At 35.6% G+C, this 22570-nt stretch carries 18 protein-coding genes, 1 tRNA gene and 1 pseudogene; 9 read left to right on the forward strand and 11 right to left on the reverse strand.

Annotated elements, in window-relative coordinates:
* The 9 genes and pseudogenes from ACYQ1E_RS00005 to ACYQ1E_RS00035 form a co-directional block, all read right to left on the reverse strand.
* On the reverse strand, positions 1-832 hold an 832-nt coding region (locus ACYQ1E_RS00005), incomplete at its 3' end, for a 4Fe-4S dicluster domain-containing protein (RefSeq protein ID WP_459874604.1).
* 14 nt (positions 833-846) lie between these two features.
* Positions 847-1803: a (Fe-S)-binding protein gene (locus tag ACYQ1E_RS00010; RefSeq protein ID WP_459874606.1), complete on the reverse strand. Its 957-nt coding sequence runs from the start codon at positions 1801-1803 to the stop codon at positions 847-849.
* A gap of 28 nt (positions 1804-1831) precedes the next feature.
* A complete protein-coding gene (locus ACYQ1E_RS00015) occupies positions 1832-2281 on the reverse strand; it encodes a hydrogenase iron-sulfur subunit (RefSeq protein WP_459874609.1) in 450 nt (149 codons plus the stop codon).
* Positions 2282-2375: 94 nt separating this feature from the next.
* Positions 2376-6437 carry an NAD(P)-binding protein gene (locus ACYQ1E_RS00020; RefSeq protein WP_488193111.1) on the reverse strand — a complete coding sequence of 1354 codons (4062 nt, stop codon included), beginning with the start codon at positions 6435-6437 and terminating at the stop codon, positions 2376-2378.
* A gap of 27 nt (positions 6438-6464) precedes the next feature.
* A pseudogene (locus ACYQ1E_RS16270) lies at positions 6465-6647 on the reverse strand (4Fe-4S binding protein); the annotation flags it as partial.
* Positions 6648-6842 carry an FAD-dependent oxidoreductase gene (locus tag ACYQ1E_RS16275; protein ID WP_488193112.1) on the reverse strand — a complete coding sequence of 65 codons (195 nt, stop codon included), beginning with the start codon at positions 6840-6842 and terminating at the stop codon, positions 6648-6650.
* A 507-nt stretch (positions 6843-7349) separates the two neighbouring features.
* Positions 7350-8522 (reverse strand): tetratricopeptide repeat protein, encoded by a 1173-nt coding sequence (locus ACYQ1E_RS00025; RefSeq protein WP_459874612.1) that lies wholly within the window; start codon positions 8520-8522, stop codon positions 7350-7352.
* On the reverse strand, positions 8491-9813 hold the full coding sequence (locus tag ACYQ1E_RS00030) for a GAF domain-containing sensor histidine kinase (RefSeq protein ID WP_459874613.1): 1323 nt from the start codon (positions 9811-9813) through the stop codon (positions 8491-8493). Before ACYQ1E_RS00030 ends, ACYQ1E_RS00025 begins: the two co-directional genes overlap by 32 nt.
* A 194-nt stretch (positions 9814-10007) precedes the next feature.
* Positions 10008-10481, reverse strand: coding sequence for an NUDIX hydrolase (locus ACYQ1E_RS00035; RefSeq protein ID WP_459874614.1), 474 nt, complete (start codon positions 10479-10481; stop codon positions 10008-10010).
* A gap of 162 nt (positions 10482-10643) precedes the next feature.
* Here ACYQ1E_RS00035 and ACYQ1E_RS00040 point away from each other — a divergent pair, with 162 nt between their 5' ends.
* The 6 genes from ACYQ1E_RS00040 to ACYQ1E_RS00065 all read left to right on the forward strand — a co-directional run bounded on the left by ACYQ1E_RS00040 (position 10644) and on the right by ACYQ1E_RS00065 (position 16896).
* Entirely contained in the window at positions 10644-12692 is a 2049-nt protein-coding gene (locus ACYQ1E_RS00040; RefSeq protein WP_459874615.1) for a peptide-binding protein, read from the forward strand.
* 39 nt (positions 12693-12731) lie between these two features.
* Complete coding sequence (locus tag ACYQ1E_RS00045; protein ID WP_459874616.1) at positions 12732-13556, forward strand: electron transfer flavoprotein subunit beta/FixA family protein; 825 nt, start codon at positions 12732-12734, stop codon at positions 13554-13556.
* 9 nt (positions 13557-13565) lie between these two features.
* On the forward strand, positions 13566-14579 hold the full coding sequence (locus tag ACYQ1E_RS00050; protein WP_459874617.1) for an electron transfer flavoprotein subunit alpha/FixB family protein: 1014 nt from the start codon (positions 13566-13568) through the stop codon (positions 14577-14579).
* A gap of 22 nt (positions 14580-14601) precedes the next feature.
* A complete protein-coding gene (locus ACYQ1E_RS00055) occupies positions 14602-16302 on the forward strand; it encodes an acyl-CoA dehydrogenase family protein (RefSeq protein WP_459874618.1) in 1701 nt (566 codons plus the stop codon).
* Positions 16303-16342: 40 nt separating this feature from the next.
* Positions 16343-16672: a phasin family protein gene (locus tag ACYQ1E_RS00060; protein WP_459874619.1), complete on the forward strand. Its 330-nt coding sequence runs from the start codon at positions 16343-16345 to the stop codon at positions 16670-16672.
* A 132-nt stretch (positions 16673-16804) separates the two neighbouring features.
* A tRNA-Ser gene (locus ACYQ1E_RS00065) sits at positions 16805-16896 on the forward strand.
* 99 nt (positions 16897-16995) lie between these two features.
* Here the strand turns inward: ACYQ1E_RS00065 and ACYQ1E_RS00070 are convergent.
* Together ACYQ1E_RS00070 and galE are read right to left on the reverse strand one after the other, a co-directional pair.
* A complete protein-coding gene (locus ACYQ1E_RS00070) occupies positions 16996-17397 on the reverse strand; it encodes a Ros/MucR family transcriptional regulator (RefSeq protein WP_459874620.1) in 402 nt (133 codons plus the stop codon).
* 335 nt (positions 17398-17732) lie between these two features.
* Entirely contained in the window at positions 17733-18728 is a 996-nt protein-coding gene (galE, locus tag ACYQ1E_RS00075) for a UDP-glucose 4-epimerase GalE (RefSeq protein ID WP_459874621.1), read from the reverse strand.
* Positions 18729-18909: 181 nt separating this feature from the next.
* Here galE and pyrR point away from each other — a divergent pair, with 181 nt between their 5' ends.
* The 3 genes from pyrR to ACYQ1E_RS00090 are packed head-to-tail and all read left to right on the forward strand — an operon-like array spanning position 18910 to position 22550.
* The gene (pyrR, locus tag ACYQ1E_RS00080; protein ID WP_459874623.1) at positions 18910-19446 is read left to right on the forward strand and encodes a bifunctional pyr operon transcriptional regulator/uracil phosphoribosyltransferase PyrR; all 537 of its coding nucleotides are present in this window, start codon (positions 18910-18912) and stop codon (positions 19444-19446) included.
* Between the two features lie 20 nt (positions 19447-19466).
* The gene (locus ACYQ1E_RS00085; RefSeq protein WP_459874624.1) at positions 19467-20900 is read left to right on the forward strand and encodes an acetyl-CoA carboxylase biotin carboxylase subunit; all 1434 of its coding nucleotides are present in this window, start codon (positions 19467-19469) and stop codon (positions 20898-20900) included.
* 27 nt (positions 20901-20927) lie between these two features.
* Positions 20928-22550, forward strand: a complete 1623-nt coding sequence (locus ACYQ1E_RS00090) for a hypothetical protein (protein WP_459874625.1) — start codon at positions 20928-20930, stop codon at positions 22548-22550.
* Positions 22551-22570 lie beyond the last annotated feature (20 nt).

Here is a 22570-nt window from a genome sequence, read left to right on the forward strand (position 1 = left end):
GCCAGCTCATGCATGTGTCCCAAATCCTGACTCGCCTTCCATATTCTCCCTTTGTCTCATCCTGAATATCAAAACAATGGCAGGTTGGACAATAAAAAGTACATGCACCACAATTTAAACAGGTCTCATGCAACCTATCCCAATATGGATTTTCATATACCTCTAATATCTCTCTAGACAAAATATTATCCATTGAGAGTTTAGTTTTTATTTTGTTTTCTGCATTTTCTTTTAACTCATCTATCTTTTTTACATCCTCATCTGATGCATCATTAAATCCATCTAAGATATCTTTTCCCTTATCAGTAATGGGCTTTAGCAGAAACTTATCCCCAAGGTCTATCATAAGGACATCCAGGCCTTGTTCTCCAAAGGGAGAAGAACCTACCTGAGTACAAAAACAGGTTGAAGCAGGATTATTACAGGCAAGTCCAATTAATGTGGTCTTGTCCCTTTTATCCTTCCAGTACACATCCAATGAATCTTCATCTTTCATAAATACCTTATCCAAGATAGCAAATGCCCTTGCATCACAGGGTCGGATATTAAAAATCACTCTATTTTTTTCCAGAGGGGGCACTTCTTTTAAAATAAGCCCATCCTCTGCCCTTGGGTTGTTCTTGAATTCAAACATACATTCTGTTTGAGGGAAAAATAAACCCTTGGGAGACAGGGATGTATTTTTAAAATCAAATAATACATTAGATACATCTTGAACTTCTGACCAAACTACTTCTATACCCTTTTTTACAGGGGCAAAAACATCCCCTAATTTGGATACCTTATCAAAGAGCTCTTTTATGTCTTGTTTTGCCAAATATTTATATCCCATAGCTAATTTCCTTTTTATGGGGTTATAAATTCTTCTGGGTCATCGGGCCTATACACACTAAGAGGTGGAGTTGCGCCTATCTCCAATCCTGGTACATAGTTATACATCTGCCTTATGTCTTTTTCTATCTTAGAGGTGAGCACTCTCATCTTTATGCCCATTGGACAGGCAGACTCACAGGCTCCACAATCTACGCATCTTCCAGCACAGTGAAATGCCCGCAAGATATGGAATGTATAAACATCTGCCTCATCATGGGTCTTACCACACCACTGGGGTCTGGACTCATCTACAAAACACTCTGCACAATAACATAGGGGGCATGCATTCCTGCATGCATAACATCTGATACATTCCTTAAATGTATCTTTAAACTTCTCCCACCTCTCATCAATAGAGAGTTTTTCCCAGGGAGCAGCAACTTGATCTATATCACCACCACCTGTGTCTTCGCCTTTTTCTCCTATAAACTCATCATATAAAACCGCATTTCTATGAATACAGGTAAGACAATTTTGTCTTAATACCTCTTTTTTATTTATGGCCTCTTCAAATCCATCACCTCTGACAATGATCTTATCCCCTTGTTCCTCAGCTTCCACAATTTCCTTACCACCTATTTTTTCATAAACTTTCATTCTATCCACCATTCCAGGAGACCATATACCTAAGATATACACATTTTCTCTTTTTACCTGATTCTCATTTATAAGCCCCACAATAGATCTGCTAACACATCCTTGCGCAACTACTGCTACTTTATCCTGTCTTTTAATTAGAAACTTTGCCAGATTTTTGGTACAAAAGCTAGACCAGATCAAATTATCACAATCTTCCTCTGTATAAGCAAAATATGGGGCGTCCACCAAAGGAATTGTGCCTTTTCTGTAACCAAGGACACAATCTACCTTCTTGTCCTTTAAAAGACGTTTTGCCGTGTCTCTTAATTGTTTTGTATATTCAGCTAACATATATCCTCCTACAACCTTGCCCTCAAGTTTATAAATTTATGGCAATGGGACTTAAATTCTTTATTAGTTTATTTTTCTTCATTGCAGGACCAACTTTCTTAACAGTTTCCACTATTTGCTTGGCCTTTTCTTGAAATCTCCCTGCCTCTGCTGATGATATCCAGGTAAAATGTAATCTCTCAGGTTCAATCCCAATATACTCAAGCAGGTTCTTCAAGACAGCGAACCGCCGTCTGGCGAACAGATTGCCACTAATATAGTGGCAGTCGCCCGGGTGTCAGCCAGATACCCATACACCATCTACACCCTGTCTAAAGGCCTGTAGAATAAATTTTGGGCTCATACTTCCAGAGCAGGGCACCCTTATTATTCTGATATTTGCAGGATATTCCATCCTGCTAACACCAGCTAAATCAGCTGCCCCATAACTACACCAGTTACATAAAAATGCAACTATCTTTGGTTCAAAGTTTGTCATCTTGGCTTCTCCTGGTAATTAAGTTTTTTATTTTAACAGGACCTTAAAAAGAAACATATTACCTCTTTTTAAGGCCCTGATATTTAGTTCAAGCTTAAACAGCAATGGCCTCTATCATTGCATAAACATGCTGGTTTTCCATACCCTTTAAGGAAATCGCTCCAGACCTGCACGATGCCATACACAGGCCACAACCCTTACACAAAGCTGGATTTATCTCTGCCTTGCCCTGATTTGGTCCTTCCTCTTCCACTATCCTCGGTGCTGAATAGGGACAAATCGTTACGCAAACACCACAACCAACGCACTTTCTTGGATCAACCACAGAGACTTCACCACTGGAGAATATCTTTTTCTTGGCAAGTAAGGTAATTGCCCTTGCTGAAGCAGCTAGTCCCTGGGCAATAGACTCGTCTATTGATTTTGGATAGTGTGCAAGACCACACAAGTATACTCCATCTGTGGCAAATTCTGCAGGACCAAGTTTTGCGTGCTTTTCAACAAAAAATCCATCTTCATTTAATGGGAGTTTATAAAATTGGGCAAGTTTTTCATCCTTATAGGGAACTATAGCTGTTGCAAGTGTTAAAAGATCGGTCTCTATTTCAAGGGGCAAGCCTGTAATATGATCTTTTACTTTTACAATTAGGTTATCTCCATCTTTCGTCACTACAGGCTTTTCATCCACATTGTATCTTATAAAGATAACCCCTTTTCTTCTTGCCTCTTCATATAAATACTCCCTCTCACCATAGGTCCTTATATCCCTGTATAAGATAAATACCTTTGCATCTGGATTTCTCTTCTTAATCTCAAGTGCACTCTCAATTGAGTGGGAACAACATACCCTGGAACAATAGGGCCTATCCTTTTCCCTTGAGCCAACACATTGGATAAATACTGCTGTATTTACATCTTTTAATTTAGGCTCATCATCCATAAACATCTTATCAAGCTCAAGGTGGGTCTTTATCCTATCATCTTGTCCATACAAATACTCATCTGGCTGATATTCTGCCCCACCTGTTGCAATTACAGTAACACCGTGTTCTAAGGTCTTTTCTCCTGAACTATTTTTTATTGTTGTCTTAAAATTACCAACAAAACCATCAACATCTATTATCTCACTATTTAAATGAATATGGAGATTATCTAATGACTTTGCCTCATTAATTAACCAATCCAGTCCTTCTTTTACAGACTCTCCTGTCCAAGTCTTAAAGAGCTTTAGGGCATTTCCACCAAGCTTGTCTGTTCTTTCCACAATATGGGTCTCATATCCCTGTTTAGCGAGATTTATTGCAGCACTAAGCCCTGCAACACCACCGCCTATAACCAGGGCCCTTTGATCTATATTTAGCTCAATTTCCTCAAGAGGTTCTTTGTAAACTACCTTATTTACTGCCATTCTCACCAATTCTTTGGCCTTTTCTGTGGCAATTTCTGGATTATATCTATGTACCCAGGAATCCTGATTTCTGATATTTACCATCTCAAACATATATTTATTAAGGCCTGCTTTTATCAAGGTCTCCTGGAACAAGGGCTCGTGTGTCTTGGGAGTACATGCAGCTACAATCACTCTGGTTAATCCCTTCTCCTTTATCACTTCAGTAATCCTGTCCTGGGTATCCTGAGAACAGGTATACATATTGTCTTCTACGTGAACAACATAAGGCAAAGTGGCTGCATAATCCCTCACAGCCTCAACATCTATAACTCCCGCAATGTTTGTTCCACACCTGCACACAAACACGCCTATACGTGGAGGTTCCCCAATTATATTCCTTTCTGGAGGTATCTCGACTTCTGTTGTCTGGGTAAATCTTACATCGCTTAAAATTTCACCCACAGCTGCAGCTGCTGCTGATGATTCCACAACTGCTGTTGGAATATCCTTTGGTCCTTGAAAGGCACCACAAACAAATATTCCCTCTTTGGATGTGGAAACAGGTTTAAAACTGGAGGTTTGACAGAATTTACCCTTGGTTAATTCCACTCCTAAGACCAAGGCAAGCTCAATAGAGTCTTTTGCTGTCTCAAGACCAACAGATAGCACTATCATATCATATTGTTCTTCTTTCATCTCTCCAGATTCATCAAAATATCTCACAATAAGGTCATCACTTCCAGGTACCGGGTCTATGGTGTGGATTCTGGATCTGATAAACTTTACTCCATGTTTTTCTTTGGCCTGTTCATAATATCTTTCAAAGTCTTTTCCATAGGTGCGCATATCCATGTAAAAGATTGCGCATTCAAGGTCTGAGCCTGCATGTTCTTTGGCAATTACTGCCTCTTTTATGGCGTACATACAACATACTGAAGAACAATATCCATGCTCACATCTATTTATATCTCTGGATCCCACACACTGAAGCCATGCAATCTTTTTGGGCTCTTTGTGGTCTGATGGTCTAACTAGATGGCCACCTGTTGGACCAGATGCAGAAAGGATCCTTTCAAACTGCATTGCTGTAACCACATTTGGAAGCAATCCATATCCATAGTTATCCAATCCCTTGGGATTATAAGGATTGAAACCAGGGGCCAGAACTACTGCTCCTACCTCTAAAATCTCCTCTTCTTTTTGCTGTGCATGGGTCTCTAAGGTTACAGCACCTGCTCCACAGGCCTTTACACACTGAAAACATTCACAACAATAACTACAATTAATACATCTTTCTGCTTCTTTGCGTCCCTCTTCTTCTGTTAATCCAAGTTCCACTTCCTTAAAATTGCCCTTTCTCTCTTCAACTGGAAGCTCCCTTTCTTTGGCCCTTTCCTTAGGAGATTCTGTCTCTGGAATTGGTCTATATTCAAAATTCTCATCTATCTTTTTGGGTTCTCTGCCTGCTTCCAAATCTTCTCCATTTAAATACCTCTCTATTGAAATAGCTACTTCTTTTCCTGCTGCCACAGCACCAATCACTATCCAGGGACCACTTTGACAATCACCACCAGCAAATACGCCTTCCCTGTTAGTTGCATAGGAAATAGAATTGGTCTCTATTGTAGACCATCTGGTAAAATCTATCCCAGTTACATCTTCTAAACATGATATATCTGGCCTCTGACCAATTGCAGCTGCTATCTGATCTACCTCTAAATCAAATTCACTATCTGGTATTGGAATTGGACGCCTTCTTCCAGATGAATCAGGCTCACCTAATTCCATCTTAATGCATCTCAAACCAACAACTTTTCCATTTTCATGTAAAACTTCCTGAGGTGCAGCTAGAAATAGAAATTTAACTCCTTCTTCCTTTGCTGCCTTTACTTCTTCTGGCAAGGCAGGCATCTCTTTTTCTGTCCTTCTATATACAATTGTGACTTCCTCAGCACCAAGTCTGATTGCTGCCCTGGCAACGTCTATTGCCACATTTCCACCACCAATAACAGCAACCTTTTTCCCTGTCTTGGCGCTTCCTTTTAAATTTACCTCCCTTAGATAATCTACTCCCTGAACAACTCCATCCGCCTTTTCTCCAGGGATGCCAAGCTCAATCCCTTTATGGGCACCTATTGCTAAAAATACTGCTTTATATCCCTGATTAAAGAGATCATCTAATTGAAAATCCTTTCCCAATCTCATATTGGTCTTTATTTCAACGCCGAGATTGGTGATAACTTCAATTTCCCTATCCAGCACATCCCTGGGCAACCTGTGTTCAGGAATCCCAACACGAAGCATTCCACCAGGCTTTGGCAATGCCTCAAATATTGTGGATTTAATACCTCTTCTTGCAAGGTGATAGGCACAACTAAGACCTGCTGGACCAGAACCAATAATTGCAACCCTCTCCTCTCTCTCAGGAGCACATTCGATTTCAACTTTCCTTGGGTCATACATATCAGCTGCCAGTCTCTTTAGGGCACGAATCGCAACTGGTGCATCTATTTCCTGTCTCCTACATGCCTTTTCACATCCAGCAGGGCACACCCTTCCCAAGACACCAGGTAAGGGAAGCTGCTCCATTATGATCTCCAGGGCCTCTTTATATTTGCCCTGTTTTACCATCTGCACATAACCCTGCACATTTATCCCGGCAGGACAGGTAAGCCTACAAGGTGGTTTTTGCTCTAATTTTAAGATTGCATAAGCACTTGGAACTGTCTGAGCATATTTTTTGGATGTGGCCTTCTTGGTACTCATTCCCTGATTATATTCATCAGGTAATTCAACTGGACATACAGCCTCACATTCACCACAAGAGGTACACTTAGTTACATCAATGTACCTGGGTAATTTTTCTACTTTTACCTTGAAATTTCCTGCAGAACCTTCAATTTCTTTGATCGTGGCTTTCGTGATGATGTTAATATTTGGATGGCGGCCGAACTCGACCAGCTTAGGAGAGATAATTCACATTGCACAGTCATTGGTGGGAAATGTCTTATCAAGCTCAGACATTACTCCACCAACACCTGTACTCTTCTCTACCAAATGGACCTTAAAACCAGAATCAGCTAAATCAAGGGCTGCCTGCATACCGGCAATACCCCCTCCAGCTACCAATACGGATCCATTTTTGTTGGATGGATTCACTTTAGTTTCCATATTAATCTCCTTGTACCTTAATCATCGATTTATATAGCTTTTTACCATATCGGGTAAAAAACCCTCTTTCAACCCAACCTGCCTTAGTGTGGTAAAAAAATGATACTAAACTTTTACAAAAGGATATTGACCTTCTAATTAATTAACAACCCATTGTCAACTCTTCTGAAAAAACAAAAAAGAAAAATTGCATGCTCAGACTATTTTTTACTGTTGTTTATTTCTATTTGGATAAAAAAGGAATCCAAATCACATCCAGAACCAGTTATAGCCACTATTTATACAAAAAACGTAACCAGTTGAAAAATTGCATTTTTTATAAACATGTTTGAGAAATTTTTAAGAAAGTATAGCAGCGAGAATATCATGTAATAGGGAAAAGAGGAACAGCAATAACAGAAAGAGATAATAGCAATACAAGTAGCAATCCAAGACATCATGTTGGTCGATTGAGAGTTAGAAGTAAAGTTTTATCTAAAAAGGAAGAAATGATTCATGTATTATTGACTAATCACTTTTTGTTAATTTTTTTTCTTTTAGTAACTTATCCAAGAGTTTTTTCGCATCCTCAAATTCTGGATCTATTTGTATAGCCTCATTTAAATGAATTAATGAATTTTTCTTTTTCCCGGCCTTCAAATATGCCACTGCCAGATTATAATGGATTCTAGAATTTTTGGGTTCTTTTTTTAGTGCCTGACGATAAGCAATTATTGCTTGCTCTACAGAGCCTTTTTTACTCAAGCAGACTGCTAAATTATTTAATGTCTCCACGGTTAATTTTTCAAATAATATATGACTAAAATCCCTTAAAACTTCCTCCACAAAGTCCTTTTCAAGATATGAATTCCATATATTTTGGACCAATTTTTCATTTTTTGGGTCTACTTTTATAGCCATCAAAAAAAAATTTTTGGCCTTGTCTAAATTCTCTTTTGCAAGATAAATCTTCCCAATATTATAGAGAATTTTTGATGAATTTGGATTTAATTCATATAGTTTCTTTAAAGCAGAAAGCGCACTATTGGGGTCGTTTTTTTTGAGAGCTATCTCACTTTTAAGCCACCATCCTTTGGTATACAGGGGATTATTTGAAAGAGCAATGTCAACTATCCTCTCTGCTTCATCCAGACAACCTTTTTCCATATACATAGTTGCAATTTCTATAAGAAGTCTGGGTTTATCATTTGGATATTCTTTTAAAAGATTTTCCATTTTTGCCTTTATTTCCTTCTCCTTGCCACAGTCAATTGACTTTTTTATTGATTTCAATTTCTTTTTTAGTTTATTAAATTTTGCTAATTTGTTCTCTATATTTTCCATTTTTGATATAAGAGCATCAATAGTCACAGGTTTAACAAGATATTCAGTCACATCCTCTTCAGCCGCCAATGCTATATCTTCCTTTTCTCCCTTTGATGTCACCATGATAAAAGGAATATTTTTAAATTCTTTGTGAGAGCGCACCCATTTTAATAATTCAATACCATCCATTTTCGGCATTTTCCAATCACTTATAATCAACTGAATATCTGGATTATTTTTCAATAATTCTATTGCCTCTTCACCATTTGAGGCATTTAAAAAATTTTTATACCCTATAACTTTTAATATATTTATAAGAGTCTCCCTGGCTGGCTGAATATCATCAACCAGCAAGATTGGTCTTTGCTTGTCCATTATATTCCCCCTCATAAACATAACAAATAAAACAAAATTTACTACCCTGAGGTTCTACATCTTCTATCCAAATCCTTCCTCCTAATAAACTCACGATACGTTTGCAAATAAAAAGACCTAAACCTGTGCCTTGAACTCCTTTATCTTTGTGAAGCCTCTCAAATTTGTTAAAAATTATTTTTTTATAATCATCTGGTATGCCAGGACCTGTATCTTGTATGCAAATTTTAGCAATTTTTTTAAACTTATCTTCTATCCTTTTTGAATCTAAAACATCCCATGAAATCTTTACCAAACCATTCTCTGGAGTATATTTTATTGCATTGGATATCAGATTCTGAATTAAGTGGACAAAAAGAGAATGAGTACCCCACAGTAAGACATCTTCGTGGGATTCTTGTATTATTTTTATTGATTTAATGTCTGCCTGAGGTTTTATTTGCTCCAAAACTTCGTCTAAAACAGACAAAAAAGATACTGGTTCAAACTTGATCTTATGTTTTTGAAATTGATCTACTTTGGCAACCTGAAGGAATTCGTTTATCATATCCAGGAGCTTTTTGGCACCATTTAATGCAGTATCTACAATTTGTTTTTGTTGATCATTAAGACCTACATATTTTAATAGATCCAGGTTTGATATAATAGCTGAAAGGGGGCTTTTAAAATCATGAACCACCATTTCTACTAATTGTTGTCTCTCTGTATAGGTCATGAGCAATTCTTGTTTACTTATTTCTAACTCTTCTGATAATTTTTTATATCTTTCCTTTTCTTCCCTTAATATCTGAAATAAACGAGAATTTTCTATAAGTGGTGATAATATCGAGGCATAGTCTTTTAAAAAAGCAAAATCATTTTCTGTAAAGGCTTTATTTTTTTGGTGATCTGATACATTAATTACACCTAAAATTCGTCCTTTCATTTTAAGAGGCACACATATTAGAGATGGAGTATCATAGTTTTTACCTATAGCAAAGGATTTAAATTTTTTTGATTTTCTGATGTCCTTTAAAAATACAGGTTCCCCATTGGTAAGCACATAACCAGAAATAGATTCTGGATTAACTGGGATTTCCTTATTCAATATTTTTTTGTTTGTAGCAGCCACAATCTGAAATTTTCCTGTTTCTTTTGAATACAACATAATAGAACCTTTTAAAGCCTGAATTCTATTTAAAATTAACCTGAGGCTTTTATCCATTTTCTCACTTAAATTAAGACTATCTGATGATAGAATATTTATAATTGATCTTAGAAATTCAAGTTCATTTTTTGGACCTTTTTTCATAGAGAGTATCCTTTGAATATTATTAAACAAATTTAAGTATTAAATCTTTAAAAAAAAATAAAAGAAAAAGACAAGTACCTACCAATTTTCAGTAAAAACCTAGAAAAATTCTCATAATTTGACCAAGACCTTTGTGCTATTTATCCCCAAAAAGGAGGACTGGCCTTTTTATTTGATAAAGGGTTTCCAAAATATCAGGACAGTCCTGAAAAAGTAACTCCAATTGAGTATGTCCAGTGTACATACTCTGAAAAAATTTCTGGATATTTTCTTAAGGCAAAATCAAATTCCCTTCTCTGTAAATAAATCAGATTAAGGTTAAACTCATCCATTTCAAACTTGTTGCTTTTTATAAAATAAATAGAGATAAATTCATTTTTCTCTCTATAAAAATGATTTTGTCTATATGATTTTACGAGCCTTTTTTTAAGCTCCAGTTCCTCCAATTTTTTTTCTATTAATTCTTCTTGAGATGAATCAATTGGAAGGTGAATATTTACTGGAAAATCATAAATGTCATTCCCATCTTGATGTTTTTTAAAACAAATCATTTTCTCCACATATATAAGTAAGATTAATCTTTTGTGTAAGAGATTTTGTTCATGCACCAACTCTTCCTTCATTGCCCCAATAGACTTTCCTTGATTATCTAATATGTGAATGATCATGGACACCAACTCCTTCTTTAAGGTTGTCAACTCTAAAACCTTTATGTAAAAAACTCTTGTTTTGTTCAAATAAAAACAGGGAGACTCTTAAGGTTAACATAAAACTGAAATTTCCGTAAATTAAAGTAAGTATTTCCTGTAACAGAGTAATGAGGGTTGTCAATGAAAATAAAAAAAATTTTATTATTTGCTCCTCTTTTTTTGATGCTTCTTTTGTTCCAGTCATATTTTTGGGTGCCCACATACGAAGAACAGACCAAGGGAAATCCAAACAGACTGGTTGAATTTATCTCTGGCTCGACAGGAGATGCTGCCATATTAAACCCAATTCTATCAGCCGATAGTGCCTCTTCTGAGATTGAATCCAAGGTCTTTGAAGGATTAGTGGATAGAGACGAGCACTTAAATTTTAGAGGACGTATTGCAAAATCCTGGGAGATCTATGAGGAGGCTTATTTTTATGTAAATAAAAAGAAAAATATATCAATTGACCAAATAATAAAAAGGCTATCCTCTATTTCTGGAATAAAAAAAATTGAGATACTCCCTGAACAAAAAAACACAGTTCACTTCAAAGATAAGGACAGGGTTGTGGAAATCCAGCTTAATCTGCCTAAAAAGATAAAAATAACTTTAAATAATGTTGAACCAGATTTTTTTGACAAAGTAAAAAAAGTTCTAGGAGCTAAATATTTTGAAGATATAGATAGAGCCAAGATCGTTGAAGTTAAAAACAGAGATTTGTCTGGCGATCTAATAGAAAAATTAAGAAAAAAACTTTTTACTCCCTATGAACACAATCCAGTCATAGTTTTTCACTTAAGAAAAAACATTTTTTTTCACGATGGCCATAAGCTCACTGCTGAAGATATTAAATTCACTTATGAGGCCATTATGAATCCAAAAAATTTGTCTCCAAGGATCTCTGATTTTGAACCCATTAAGGAAGTAAAAATATTAGATCCATATACAGTAAAGGTGGTGTATAAGCGACTCTATTCACCTGCTTTATCTGCGTGGTCAATAGGGATTTTGCCAAAACATCTATTGGATAAAGCTGCTTTAAGAAAAGAGGCCATTAAAAGGGGGATTGATCCAAAAAACTTTACCTTAAGGGATTCTATTTTTAATAGGCACCCTATTGGGTGTGGACCATTTAAATTCAAAGAATGGAAGTCTGGCCAATATATTATATTGGAACGGTTTAATAGATATTTCGAAGGTCCACCAAATTATAAAAAATTTATCTTTAGAATTATCCCAGATAAGTTAACTCAAGAAATGGAATTTTATGCAGGTACCCTGGATATTTATGGGGCATCTCCCCACGAGGTAAATAGACTGAAAAATGATCCAAGATTCCAGGTCTTTTCAGGAACTTCCTATGGATATACCTATATTGGATACAATTTAAGGAGAGAAATATTTAAGGACCTACGTGTTAGACGGGCACTGTCAATGGCAATTGACGTGGACAAAATAATAAAATATGTCCTCTACAACCAGGGAGAAAGAATAACAGGTCCATTTGTAAAACAATCTCCATATTATGATAAATCCATAAAACCCATCCCCTATGATCCAGATGGTGCTATCAAATTATTGAAAAAGGCTGGATGGCACAAAGGAAAAGATGGTTGGTTATATAAAAATGGGAAAAAACTCGAATTTACTTTAATTACCAATTCAGGAAATGAAATAAGAAGGGCTATTTTGGCAATTGTTCAGGATTCATGGAAAAAGATAGGAGTAGATGTATCAACTGATGTACTGGAATGGTCGGTCTTTATCCAGGAGAGGATCAATAAATTGGATTTTGATGCTGTAATTCTTGGTTGGGTTATGTCCATTGAACCTGATCTCTATCAAATCTGGCACTCTTCTCAAACCCATCCATACCAATTAAATTTTATTGGATTTAAAAATAAAAAAGCAGATGAGTTAATTGAAAAGATCAGAAAAGAATACAATAGAAAAAAACAGATAAAGTATTGTCATGAACTTCACAAACTAATTGCAAAAGAATGTCCTTATACCTTTCTTTTTGTAAGAAAATGGACAGTGGCTTTAGATAGTAGAATAGTTATAAAAGAAAGAGACACTCAAGGTAAAATCGTTTATAAAAAAATTACACCAACACCTACAGGAGATTTTTCTTTTTATTTTAACAAATGGATTAAGCTTCCTCAAAAGATTAATTTTAAAAACTAAGGTTATTGAAAAAATTTTTTTATGTATACGGAGGTGATAATGAGTTTTAATATGGTAGTTTTGGTAAAACAGGTGCCAGATACATCAAATATAGTTGAAGATGCAATGAAGCCTGATGGTACTGTCAATAGAGAAGCCCTTCCTGCTATAATAAATCCAGAGGATTTGTGTGCTTTGGAAGAGGCCTTAAAAATTAAAGAAAATGCAGGAGGTTCTATAACAGTTATATCCATGGGACCTCCAAAGGCTGAAGATGTTTTGAGATATTGTTTATGCATGGGAGCAGATAAAGCTATACTCTTGAGTGATAGAAGATTTGCTGCTTCAGATACACTTGCTACTTCCTACACCCTGACCAAGGCAATAGAAAAATTGCCCAGTTTTGATATAATTTTTTGCGGTAGACAGGCAATAGATGGGGATACTGCTCAAGTAGGTCCTCAGGTTGCTGAAAAATTAAATATTAATCAGCTCACTTATGTATTCAATATTGTAGAGTTGACAAAAGAATATATAGTGGTGAAGAGAGATATAGGTGATGGATACGAGATTTGTAAATCTCCCCTTCCAGTTCTTTTAACAATCTCCTCTAAGGCAAATACCCCACGACCACCTTCTGTAAAAAGGGCTATGGCATATAAGAAGCTAAAGGCCCAAAAAAATGATAATGCTCTAATTTTGTTGTGGGACCTTGAGTCAATTGGGGCAGATCCAAACCGCTGTGGCCTCAAAGGATCTAAGACCAGGGTAAAAAAAGTGGAAAATGTTGTGTTAAAAACCTTTGATAAAAAGGAGATTCAGCCTACTTTAGACTCTATATCTGAACTTTTAAAAGAATTGAAAGAAGATCACATAATCGGTTAGGAGGAATTAATGGAAAAAAATATAATGGTCTTTCTGGAATATAAAAAGGGAAAGCTTCAGGATGTAAGCAAAGAACTTTTAAGTAAAGCAAGATCTTTGGCTAAAAAATTGGGTTCCAAGGTTTTAGGCCTGGCAGTTGGATATAATCTTAAAAATCTTGCTGAACTTGGGGAATATGGTGCAGACAGGATAATTTATGTCTCTAATAAAGAGTTATCTTTATATAGAAGTATTCCATTTGCAAAAACAGTTGTTTCTGCCATTTTGCATTATAGACCCTATATTGTACTTTTTGGGGCAACCCATATTGGCAGGGATTTAGCACCAAGAGTTGCTTCTTGTTTACAGGCCGGTCTTACTGCTGATTGTACAGAACTAAAAATAGGCGATTACAAGACAGGAAAAATTTTGTATAAAGACCAGCTACTTCAAATAAGACCTGCATGGGGAGGAAACATTATAGCCACTATAGTGTCTCCAGAATCTAATCCTTCTATTGCAACTGTGAGGGAAGGTGTTATTGCTATTGATAAAATAATTTCTGGAAAAAAGGCCGAGGTGGAAGATTTTTCTGTAGAATTTTCAAAACAAGACTTGGTCACTGAGATAATTGAACAGAGTATAGAGGAAAGGGATGGAGATTTAAAGGGAGCCAAAATAGTTATAGGCGCTGGGATGGGAGCTGCCGAGGATTACATAATGGATTTGATTTTTCAGCTGGCAAAGCTGCTTAAGGCAGAGGTTGGTGGCTCAAGACCCCTTATTGATGCTGGCTTTCTTAGTCCTCATAGACAAATTGGCCAGACTGGAGTTACAATTAGACCAAATTTATACATTGCATTGGGAATTTCTGGACAGGTCCAACACCTTGTTGGAATCATGAATTCAAAGAGGATTTTAGCTATAAACAAAGATCCTGAAGCACCTATATTTGATGTGGCCCATTACAAAATTGTAGGAGATCTAAAAGATGTATTGCCCATAATGATTAAAGCATATAAAGATATGTTAAAAAAGATATAATATTAGCGGAGGAGGTTTAGTTGTGCCAAATTTTTTTAAGGATAACAAAGATATTTTGTTTCTAATTGATAATATTGATATTTCAAGAATAGTTTTATTAAAAGAAAAAGATTTTGAGGAAAAACATAGTTATGAATACGCACCATCCAGTGTAGAAGATGCAATTGAAAATTACAAAATAGCTCTGGATATATTAGGTGATATATGTGGAAATACAATAGCTCCCATGGCAAAGGAGGTAGATATTGAAGGGGCAAGATTTGAAAATGGTGTTGTTCATTATGCAAAATCCACTAAAGAGGCATTAAAAAGATTAAGACAAGCAGATTTCATGGGATTTACTATTCCAAGACAATATGGCGGATTAAATTTTCCCAAAACAATATATTCTTTGGCAATTGAAATGGTCTCAAGGGCAGATGCTTCTTTAATGAATTTGTTTGGGTTGCAGGAAATATCAGAAACAATATATAGATTTGGAACAGAGGAACAAAGAAAAAAATATTTACCCAAATTTTGTTCTGGGGAATATACTGGAGCAATGGCCTTGACTGAGCCTGATGCTGGCTCTGATTTGCAGGCAGTTTCATTAAAGGCTACTTTAGGTAATGATGGCACATGGTATTTAGATGGGGTAAAGAGATTTATCACCAATGGATGTGGAGATATAATTTTGGTACTCGCAAGATCAGATCCAAATATTAAAGGGGCTAGGGGACTTTCTCTTTTTATTTATAAAAAAGATGAACATTTAAAAATTAGAAGAATAGAGGAAAAATTGGGTATTCATGGTTCTCCTACCTGTGAGATCATGTTTACAAATGCTCCGGCTGAACTCCTTGGAGAGAGGAAATTAGGATTGGTAAAATATACTTTTTCTCTGATGAATGGTGCAAGGCTAGGTGTTGCAGCACAGGCAGTGGGCATTGCAGAAGCTGCATATAGAGAGGCATATGATTATGCTAATAATAGAAAACAGTTTGGTTCGTCTATTATTGAATTTCCCCAGATCTATGAGATGCTAACCAACATGAAGGTAGATATAGAAGCTGCAAGAAGACTTGTTTATTTCACATCTAATATAGTTGACTTAAAGGAATCTTTAGAAGAAAGTCTGGAAAGCACAAAGGATAAAAGTAAAAAAAGGGAATTTAAACAATATTCAAGGTATGCTTCTTTTCTTACTCCCATGTCAAAGATATTTGCCACAGAAATGGCAAATAGAGTTGTTTATGACGCCCTCCAGATCCATGGTGGAGTAGGATATACCAAAGATTTTGAAGTGGAAAGATTGTATAGAGACGTTAGGATTACAAATATTTATGAAGGCACTACTCAGCTGCAGGTGCATGCTGCTATTGGAGGTGTTATAACTGGGGGAGTTATGAACCTTACAGATGAACTCCTTTCCCAGATTTCTGATTCCAATCTAAAACAGGGAATTTTAGAATTAAGGGAATGTTTAGATAGTTGCATAAGACACATCAAAAAGGTTGGTGATTCTCAATTCCAGCAATTTCATGCGAGGAGGTTAGTAGAACTTGGGATATTTTTGATAACATCCTGTTTGCTTTCTATTGATGCTCAAAAAGAACCAAGAAAACAAAAGGTTGCGAATATGTTTTTAAACAGGGTTATGGCAAAATCTTGGGAATATAAAAAGTATATCTTGTCAAATTCTTCAATAATAATTAACTTTAAAGATAATATTTTGGCAGGTTAGATTAGGAGATTAAATGGTAAACTATTTATAGGGGGTAAAGATGCTTGATTTGTTTAAAAAAGCTATGTTTGCTGGGTTGGGAAGTGTGGTTGTAACCAAAAAAAAGGTCTCTGAAGTAATGAAAAGATTGGAGAAACAGGGTAAAATAAGTGCTAAAGAGGCGGAAAATCTTACAAAAGAGATAATAGAGGTGGGAGAAGAGGAATTTGAAACTTATAAAGAAGAGATTAACAATGTCTTAAAAAAATCTATTAGTTCCCTTGATCTTGTGACACGAGAAGAGTATATAGAAGTTTTAAACAGGATGGAGGAGCTGGAAAATAGGATTTCTATGCTGGAACAGAAAGTAGATGGAAATAAGGAAGATTAGGGCTCTTGGCTAATTTTTCAATAAAGGAGCAAAGTTTGTGACAAGCAGAGAAAAGAGGTGTTTCTGATCCCTAAAAATTGTTGACACCCACGAGTGAATTATATAGAATAAAAAAACTTCTATTTGAGAGAAGGAGAGGTGGCCGAGCTGGCTGAAGGCGCTCGCCTGCTAAGCGAGTATAGAGGCTAAAACCTCTATCGAGGGTTCAAATCCCTCCCTCTCCGTTTATTATGGATAAAGAAGTTTCTCTTTTTTAATAATTTCAAGCCCTCTCGTTGAGAGGGCTTTATTTTTTGCGGTGCATACAAGGTATAATTTTTTAATTATGCTGTTTTTCTTTTTTTCCAGAGTTGTATTTCTTGCATTTTCTTTCTTCTTTCCCGTGCAAGGGACTTGGCAATTAAAGACTGTGTTTTTTTGTATCCCCATTTCTTTTTGTATTCTTCTGGTGTTAAACCATGACTTTTGAGATGTCTTTTAGTCAGTATTCTAAAGGATTTTCCACATTCAAGACATACCACAGATTTTTCTTTAATTGCCTTTTTGGGATCAATTGGTGGTTCTTGTTGTTTTTCTTCTACTCCCTCTGCTTCCTTTCCTTCCATTAATCCCTTTAATTGATTAGCCAAAGATTTTACCATTGAAGTAATTTCTTCTTCAGTCATGTTTCTGACACCTGCCTGGGCTTTAACAATTTCTAAAGCTTCTTTAATGTATTCTTCCATTTTACTACCTCCTTATTATTAAAATTTTTATGTCTTTTATAGATAAAAAAACAAGATGTACCTATAAAGTAAAATTAGAGATAAATCAATATAAAATTAATATAAAAAATCAATGTAAAAACATATAAAGGTAAAAGGTAATTTAGTCAAGACCATATTCTTTTTTTTGTAAAAGAAAAATTATTAAAATTTGAAGAAGATATATAACTTAATCTATACAGAAAAGTATAGTTTTTATTTCTTTCAAGTTTTTATGGCATCTACAAATTATTGTTTTTCAAGATAGAACATCTTTTAACAAATGCAAAAAAACATTTTTAAAAATTCCTTTATATTTAGGTCTCAGATTTTATTTTTGGTGTGTATTTTTTCTCCCAATCCCATGCTGTTTTTATTATAAACTCAAGATTGTCATATTTAGGTGTCCAGTTGAGTATATTTTTTATTTTTGAACTGTCTGCTATTAGCTCAGGAGGATCGCCTTCTCTTCTTTCTGTTTCTTCCACAAAAAAGTCTATTTGTGTAACCTTTTTAACAGCATCGACTACCTCTCTAACTGTGAAACCATGGCCATAGCCACAGTTAAACACATCACTAATATTTTGATTTAACAAATAATCCATCGCCAATATATGTGCTTCTGCAAGGTCTACAACATGAATATAATCCCTCACACAGGTGCCGTCTTTTGTGGGGTAGTCAGTCCCAAAAATCTGGAGTTTTTTATATTCTCCTTTAGCAGTTTTAAGGGCCCTTGTAATTAAATGGGTGGACTCTCTATAGGCCTGACCTATTTTCCCATCTGGATCTGCCCCCGCTACATTAAAATACCTGAGGGATATATAGTTAAAGTTTGACGAATAAGATACATCCTTTAAGATTTTTTCAACAAAGGTCTTAGACTGTCCATATGGATTAATAGGTTTTAGAGGATGGTCTTCTGTTACAGGAATTCTGGATGGAATTCCATATACAGCTGCAGTAGAGGAAAATATAAATTTATTTATATTATTGTTTATCATGGCCTTAATCAAAGTAAGGGTATTTGATGTATTGTTTTGATAATATTTTACGGGTTTTTTTACAGATTCATTGACCTGAATAAAGGCAGCAAAATGCATAACAATATCAGGTTTAAATTGTTTAAAAACTCTGTTTAATAATTCTTCATCTCCTACATCACCCTTTATTAAATCTCCATACAATACTGCCCACTCATTTCCATTGGACAAGTCATCATAAACGATTAACTCATGTCCATATTCACCAAGGAGTTTAACTACGTGAGAACCTATATAACCAGCGCCTCCAGTTACCATTATTTTTGCCATGGATTTATCTCCTCTGTTTAAAATATCATTAATTCAAAAAAATAGAAAAAATAGTTATTTAGAAGCTGTTGTTCAAACTATAGTTGACAATATTTTTAAAATCAATAATGATTTTTTAATTACATAAGGCAATTCCACTAATTATATTTGCAGTTTCCTCTTTATAAAGGAGTTTAATAATATGGCCAATATAGTGGTAATTTTGGACAAAAATCAAATAAAAAGAGTTATTCAGAGACTAGCCTTTGAGGTTATGGAAAAACACGATGATTGCCAAGACATTGCCTTAATTGGCATACATAGAAGAGGGGTATTTCTTGCTCAGAGGATAAAGGATATACTAGAGGAAAATTTAAAAACACAAATTCCTTTGGGAAAGCTAGACATCAATTTTTACAGAGACGATTGGACATCGTTAAAAAAACACCCAATAATTAACAAAACTGAAATTCCATTTGATATAAAGGATAAAAGTCTCTTACTTGTAGATGACGTAATTTTCACAGGAAGGACAGTGAGAGCTGCTCTTGATGCAATATTAGATTTTGGGAGACCCGCCAAAGTGGAGTTACTTACCCTGGTGGATAGAGGACATCGAGAATTGCCGATACATCCTGATTATTGCGGAAAAAAGCTTGATACTTCAAGACGGGAACATGTAAATGTACTGCTGGAAGAAATAGATGGAAAGGACATTGTGGAATTGCGAAAAATATAGAAAATAAAAGAGGGAAGAGGATGATAAAAAAGTTGCTTGTTGCAAATAGGGGCGAGATAGCTATACGTATCATGAGGTCGGCCCAGGAATTAGGTATAAAAACAGTAGCTATTTACGAAGAGACCGATAGATTTTCTCATCATGTAATGATGTCTGATGAGGCAGTTTGTATTGGCCCTGGGCCAAGAAAAGATTATTTAAATATTGAAAAAATTATCCATGCAGCAAAAGAAGTAGGGGCTGATGCTATTCATCCAGGATATGGTTTTTTGTCGGAAGATCCTGATTTTCCTGAAAAATGCAGAAAGGCTGGCCTTATTTTTGTTGGTCCACCTTCTGATATAATTCACAAAATGAGCAGCAAGGTAATTGCAAGAGAAATTGCGGAAGGTGTTGGAATCCCATTAATTCCTGGAACAAAGACCTTGCCTCAAGGAGAAGAAGGAGAAAAAATGGCCATTGATTTTGCTAAAAAATACGGTTTTCCAATAATGATAAAGGCTGTCTCAGGTGGTGGTGGCAGAGGTATTAGGGTTGTAAACACAGAAAAACAATTATTATCGGAGCTTAAGCTCGCTAAATCAGAGGCAAGGACCTCCTTTGGGAAAGAAGATATTTATCTTGAAAAGGGGATAGTTAAGCCGCGGCATGTTGAGGTCCAGATACTAGCAGATAATTTTGGTAATGTAATACACCTGGGATCAAGGAATTGTTCTATTCAGAGAAGACATCAAAAACTGGTTGAAATAGCCCCATCTTTTTTACCCAAGGAAGTGGATAATGAGATATGTGAAGCAGCAGTAAGAGCAGCTAAATTGGCAGGATACAAGAGTGCAGGCACAGTAGAATTTTTAGTAGATGGTGATAACAACTACTATTTTTTGGAAGTAAACACTAGGATTCAAGTAGAACATACAGTTACTGAAATGGTAACTGGAATTGATATTGTGAGAGAACAACTGAGAATAGCTTCTGGTGAACAGTTATCTATAAAACAAGAAGATGTAAGTGTTAGGGGCTGCGCAATTGAGCTACGAATCAATGCCGAGGACCCAAAACAGGGATTTTTACCAAGCCCAGGTATAATAGAGGTCTATCAATCTCCAGGTGGTCATGGGATTAGATTAGATGGAGCTGTTTATCAGGGATATGAAATTACTCAATTTTATGATTCTCTTATAGTAAAATTAACGGTCTATGGTTTTACATGGGATGAAGCAGTGGATAGATTAAGACGGGCACTTGAAGGATTTAATATTATTGGTGTGAAGACCACTATACCTTTTTATAGGGCAATTATCAAAGAACCTGATTTTAGAAACAGAAATTTTGATACCACCTATATTGATAATCATCCTGAGCTATTAAATTATAGGGAAAAGGAAGATGAAATGGATAAATTGGCAAGATTTATTGCTGAATTAAATGCCTATGGATATAATCCCTACATATAAATTTAAGGAAAGCCAGGGGAAAATTTTATGTTAAAAGATAAGACAAATAAAGAAATAATCGAATATGTTAAAAATTTTGATGGATACCTTCTAACCAATAATGAAAGAGATGTATCTCAGTCAGATTTTAAAGCTCGTATCATGCCCTGGACTACACTTCGGGCAGCTGCAACCAGGGATATGGTAGGTTATTTTGCCTTTGAAGCAACAGGTGGGGCATCAGTGCACGTAGATCTCATGAAAAAACAAATAAATCCATTCGAAAAATTAAGACTTATTAGAAAATCAATGCCAAATACACTTATTCAAGCTGGTGTAAGAAGTCAAAATCTCTTTGGTTACCGGCCCTATTCTGAAAATGTCATCAGAAAGGTGATTTCTCAATTTGCGAAATATGTAGATGTATTCAGGGTATATGATTTTATGAATCATATTCCAAATATGAAGGTAGTAGGAGAAGAAGTATTAAAGGCTGGAAAGGTTTTCATGCCCTCTCTGTGTTTTGGCATTGGTGTTGACCACACCAATGAATTTTATCTATCAAAGGTTCAGGAAATTGTGAATCTCTTTGGTTCGGACCTAATTTTAAGTATTAAAAATTTTTCAGCAGTAGGTACACCAGAGAGAATTTCTGATTTAATTAAAGTAATCAGGTCAGAGTTTCCTGAAATTCCCCTTGCATATCATGGTCATAATACTGATGGAAATGACCTGGCAAGAATGGTGGCAGCAATCAAAGCTGGAGTTAAAATAGTTGAAGTATGTGATCATGGATACGGTTGCTGGTATTCCCAGGCTCCTGCTCTGTCTTTAATCCAGTTGCTGGAAGAATACAATATAAAACCAAAAAAATTAAATATTGATGCTATAATTGAAAGTTCTGAGATTATTAAACTTGAAAGAAGATACTATGCAGAATTTGAAAGTCCTTTTAGAGGCATTGATCCCCTTGCTCATGCACATAGGCTCTCAGGTGGTGTCCTGTCCATGGCATATGAACAGGCTGAAAAATTGGGACTTTTATCCAGAATAAACGAGATATTTAAGGAATTATCAATGGTGATTATGGAACTTGGGGATATCTGGCCAATAACTCCAGGAAGTCAAATCCTCTGGTCAACAGCGGTTAGCAATATTTTGTACGGAAGATATGAACAACCTTCTGATGATTTAAAGAGACTTTTAGTGGGGGGCTATGGTCCATTTCCTTTTTATGATCCCCCTGAATGGATCTATGAAAAGGTATTTAAAAAAGAGTTAAAAAGCAAAAGTTCTCTAAAAAAAGATTTAAAATCTGAAGATATCAAAAAAAGAGAAAAGGAATTTGAAAATCAGCTAAATTACCAGCCAAGTGATGAAGATTTGGCCCTATATCTATTATTTCCAAGAGATTTTGTCGAGTTTGTAAAATTCGAAGAGAAGTTTGGAAGGACCTGGTTACTTCCACCTGATATCTGGTTTCACAAAGGAAGGTTTGAAAATGGAACAAGGATTTCTTTTTTAGATGATAGGGGTAAACTCCATTGGATAGATATTATATCGACTCAACGTTTTGAAAATACAGTAAAAACCTCGTGTCTGGTAGACCACCATTTTAAGACTTATACCATAACAATAAAGAATAAACAAAAGACTGAAGCCAAATATTAGGTTTGTAAAAATAAAATATG

The sequence above is a fragment of the Desulfothermus naphthae genome (assembly GCF_054657475.1).

Bases quoted from the DNA above. Each gene is read 5' to 3' on its own strand.
- ACYQ1E_RS00025 (WP_459874612.1), bottom strand. From the start codon at position 8,522: ATGGACAAGCAAAGACCAATCTTGCTGGTTGATGATATTCAGCCAGCC.
- ACYQ1E_RS00030 (WP_459874613.1), bottom strand. From the start codon at position 9,813: ATGAAAAAAGGTCCAAAAAATGAACTTGAATTTCTAAGATCAATTATA.
- pyrR (WP_459874623.1), top strand. From the start codon at position 18,910: ATGGCCAATATAGTGGTAATTTTGGACAAAAATCAAATAAAAAGAGTT.
- ACYQ1E_RS00090 (WP_459874625.1), top strand. From the start codon at position 20,928: ATGTTAAAAGATAAGACAAATAAAGAAATAATCGAATATGTTAAAAAT.
- ACYQ1E_RS00070 (WP_459874620.1), bottom strand. From the start codon at position 17,397: ATGGAAGAATACATTAAAGAAGCTTTAGAAATTGTTAAAGCCCAGGCA.
- galE (WP_459874621.1), bottom strand. From the start codon at position 18,728: ATGGCAAAAATAATGGTAACTGGAGGCGCTGGTTATATAGGTTCTCAC.
- ACYQ1E_RS00010 (WP_459874606.1), bottom strand. From the start codon at position 1,803: ATGTTAGCTGAATATACAAAACAATTAAGAGACACGGCAAAACGTCTT.
- ACYQ1E_RS16275 (WP_488193112.1), bottom strand. From the start codon at position 6,842: ATGGAAACTAAAGTGAATCCATCCAACAAAAATGGATCCGTATTGGTA.
- ACYQ1E_RS00085 (WP_459874624.1), top strand. From the start codon at position 19,467: ATGATAAAAAAGTTGCTTGTTGCAAATAGGGGCGAGATAGCTATACGT.
- ACYQ1E_RS00045 (WP_459874616.1), top strand. From the start codon at position 12,732: ATGAGTTTTAATATGGTAGTTTTGGTAAAACAGGTGCCAGATACATCA.
- ACYQ1E_RS00040 (WP_459874615.1), top strand. From the start codon at position 10,644: ATGAAAATAAAAAAAATTTTATTATTTGCTCCTCTTTTTTTGATGCTT.
- ACYQ1E_RS00060 (WP_459874619.1), top strand. From the start codon at position 16,343: ATGCTTGATTTGTTTAAAAAAGCTATGTTTGCTGGGTTGGGAAGTGTG.
- ACYQ1E_RS00020 (WP_488193111.1), bottom strand. From the start codon at position 6,437: ATGAGTACCAAGAAGGCCACATCCAAAAAATATGCTCAGACAGTTCCA.
- ACYQ1E_RS00050 (WP_459874617.1), top strand. From the start codon at position 13,566: ATGGAAAAAAATATAATGGTCTTTCTGGAATATAAAAAGGGAAAGCTT.
- ACYQ1E_RS00035 (WP_459874614.1), bottom strand. From the start codon at position 10,481: ATGATCATTCACATATTAGATAATCAAGGAAAGTCTATTGGGGCAATG.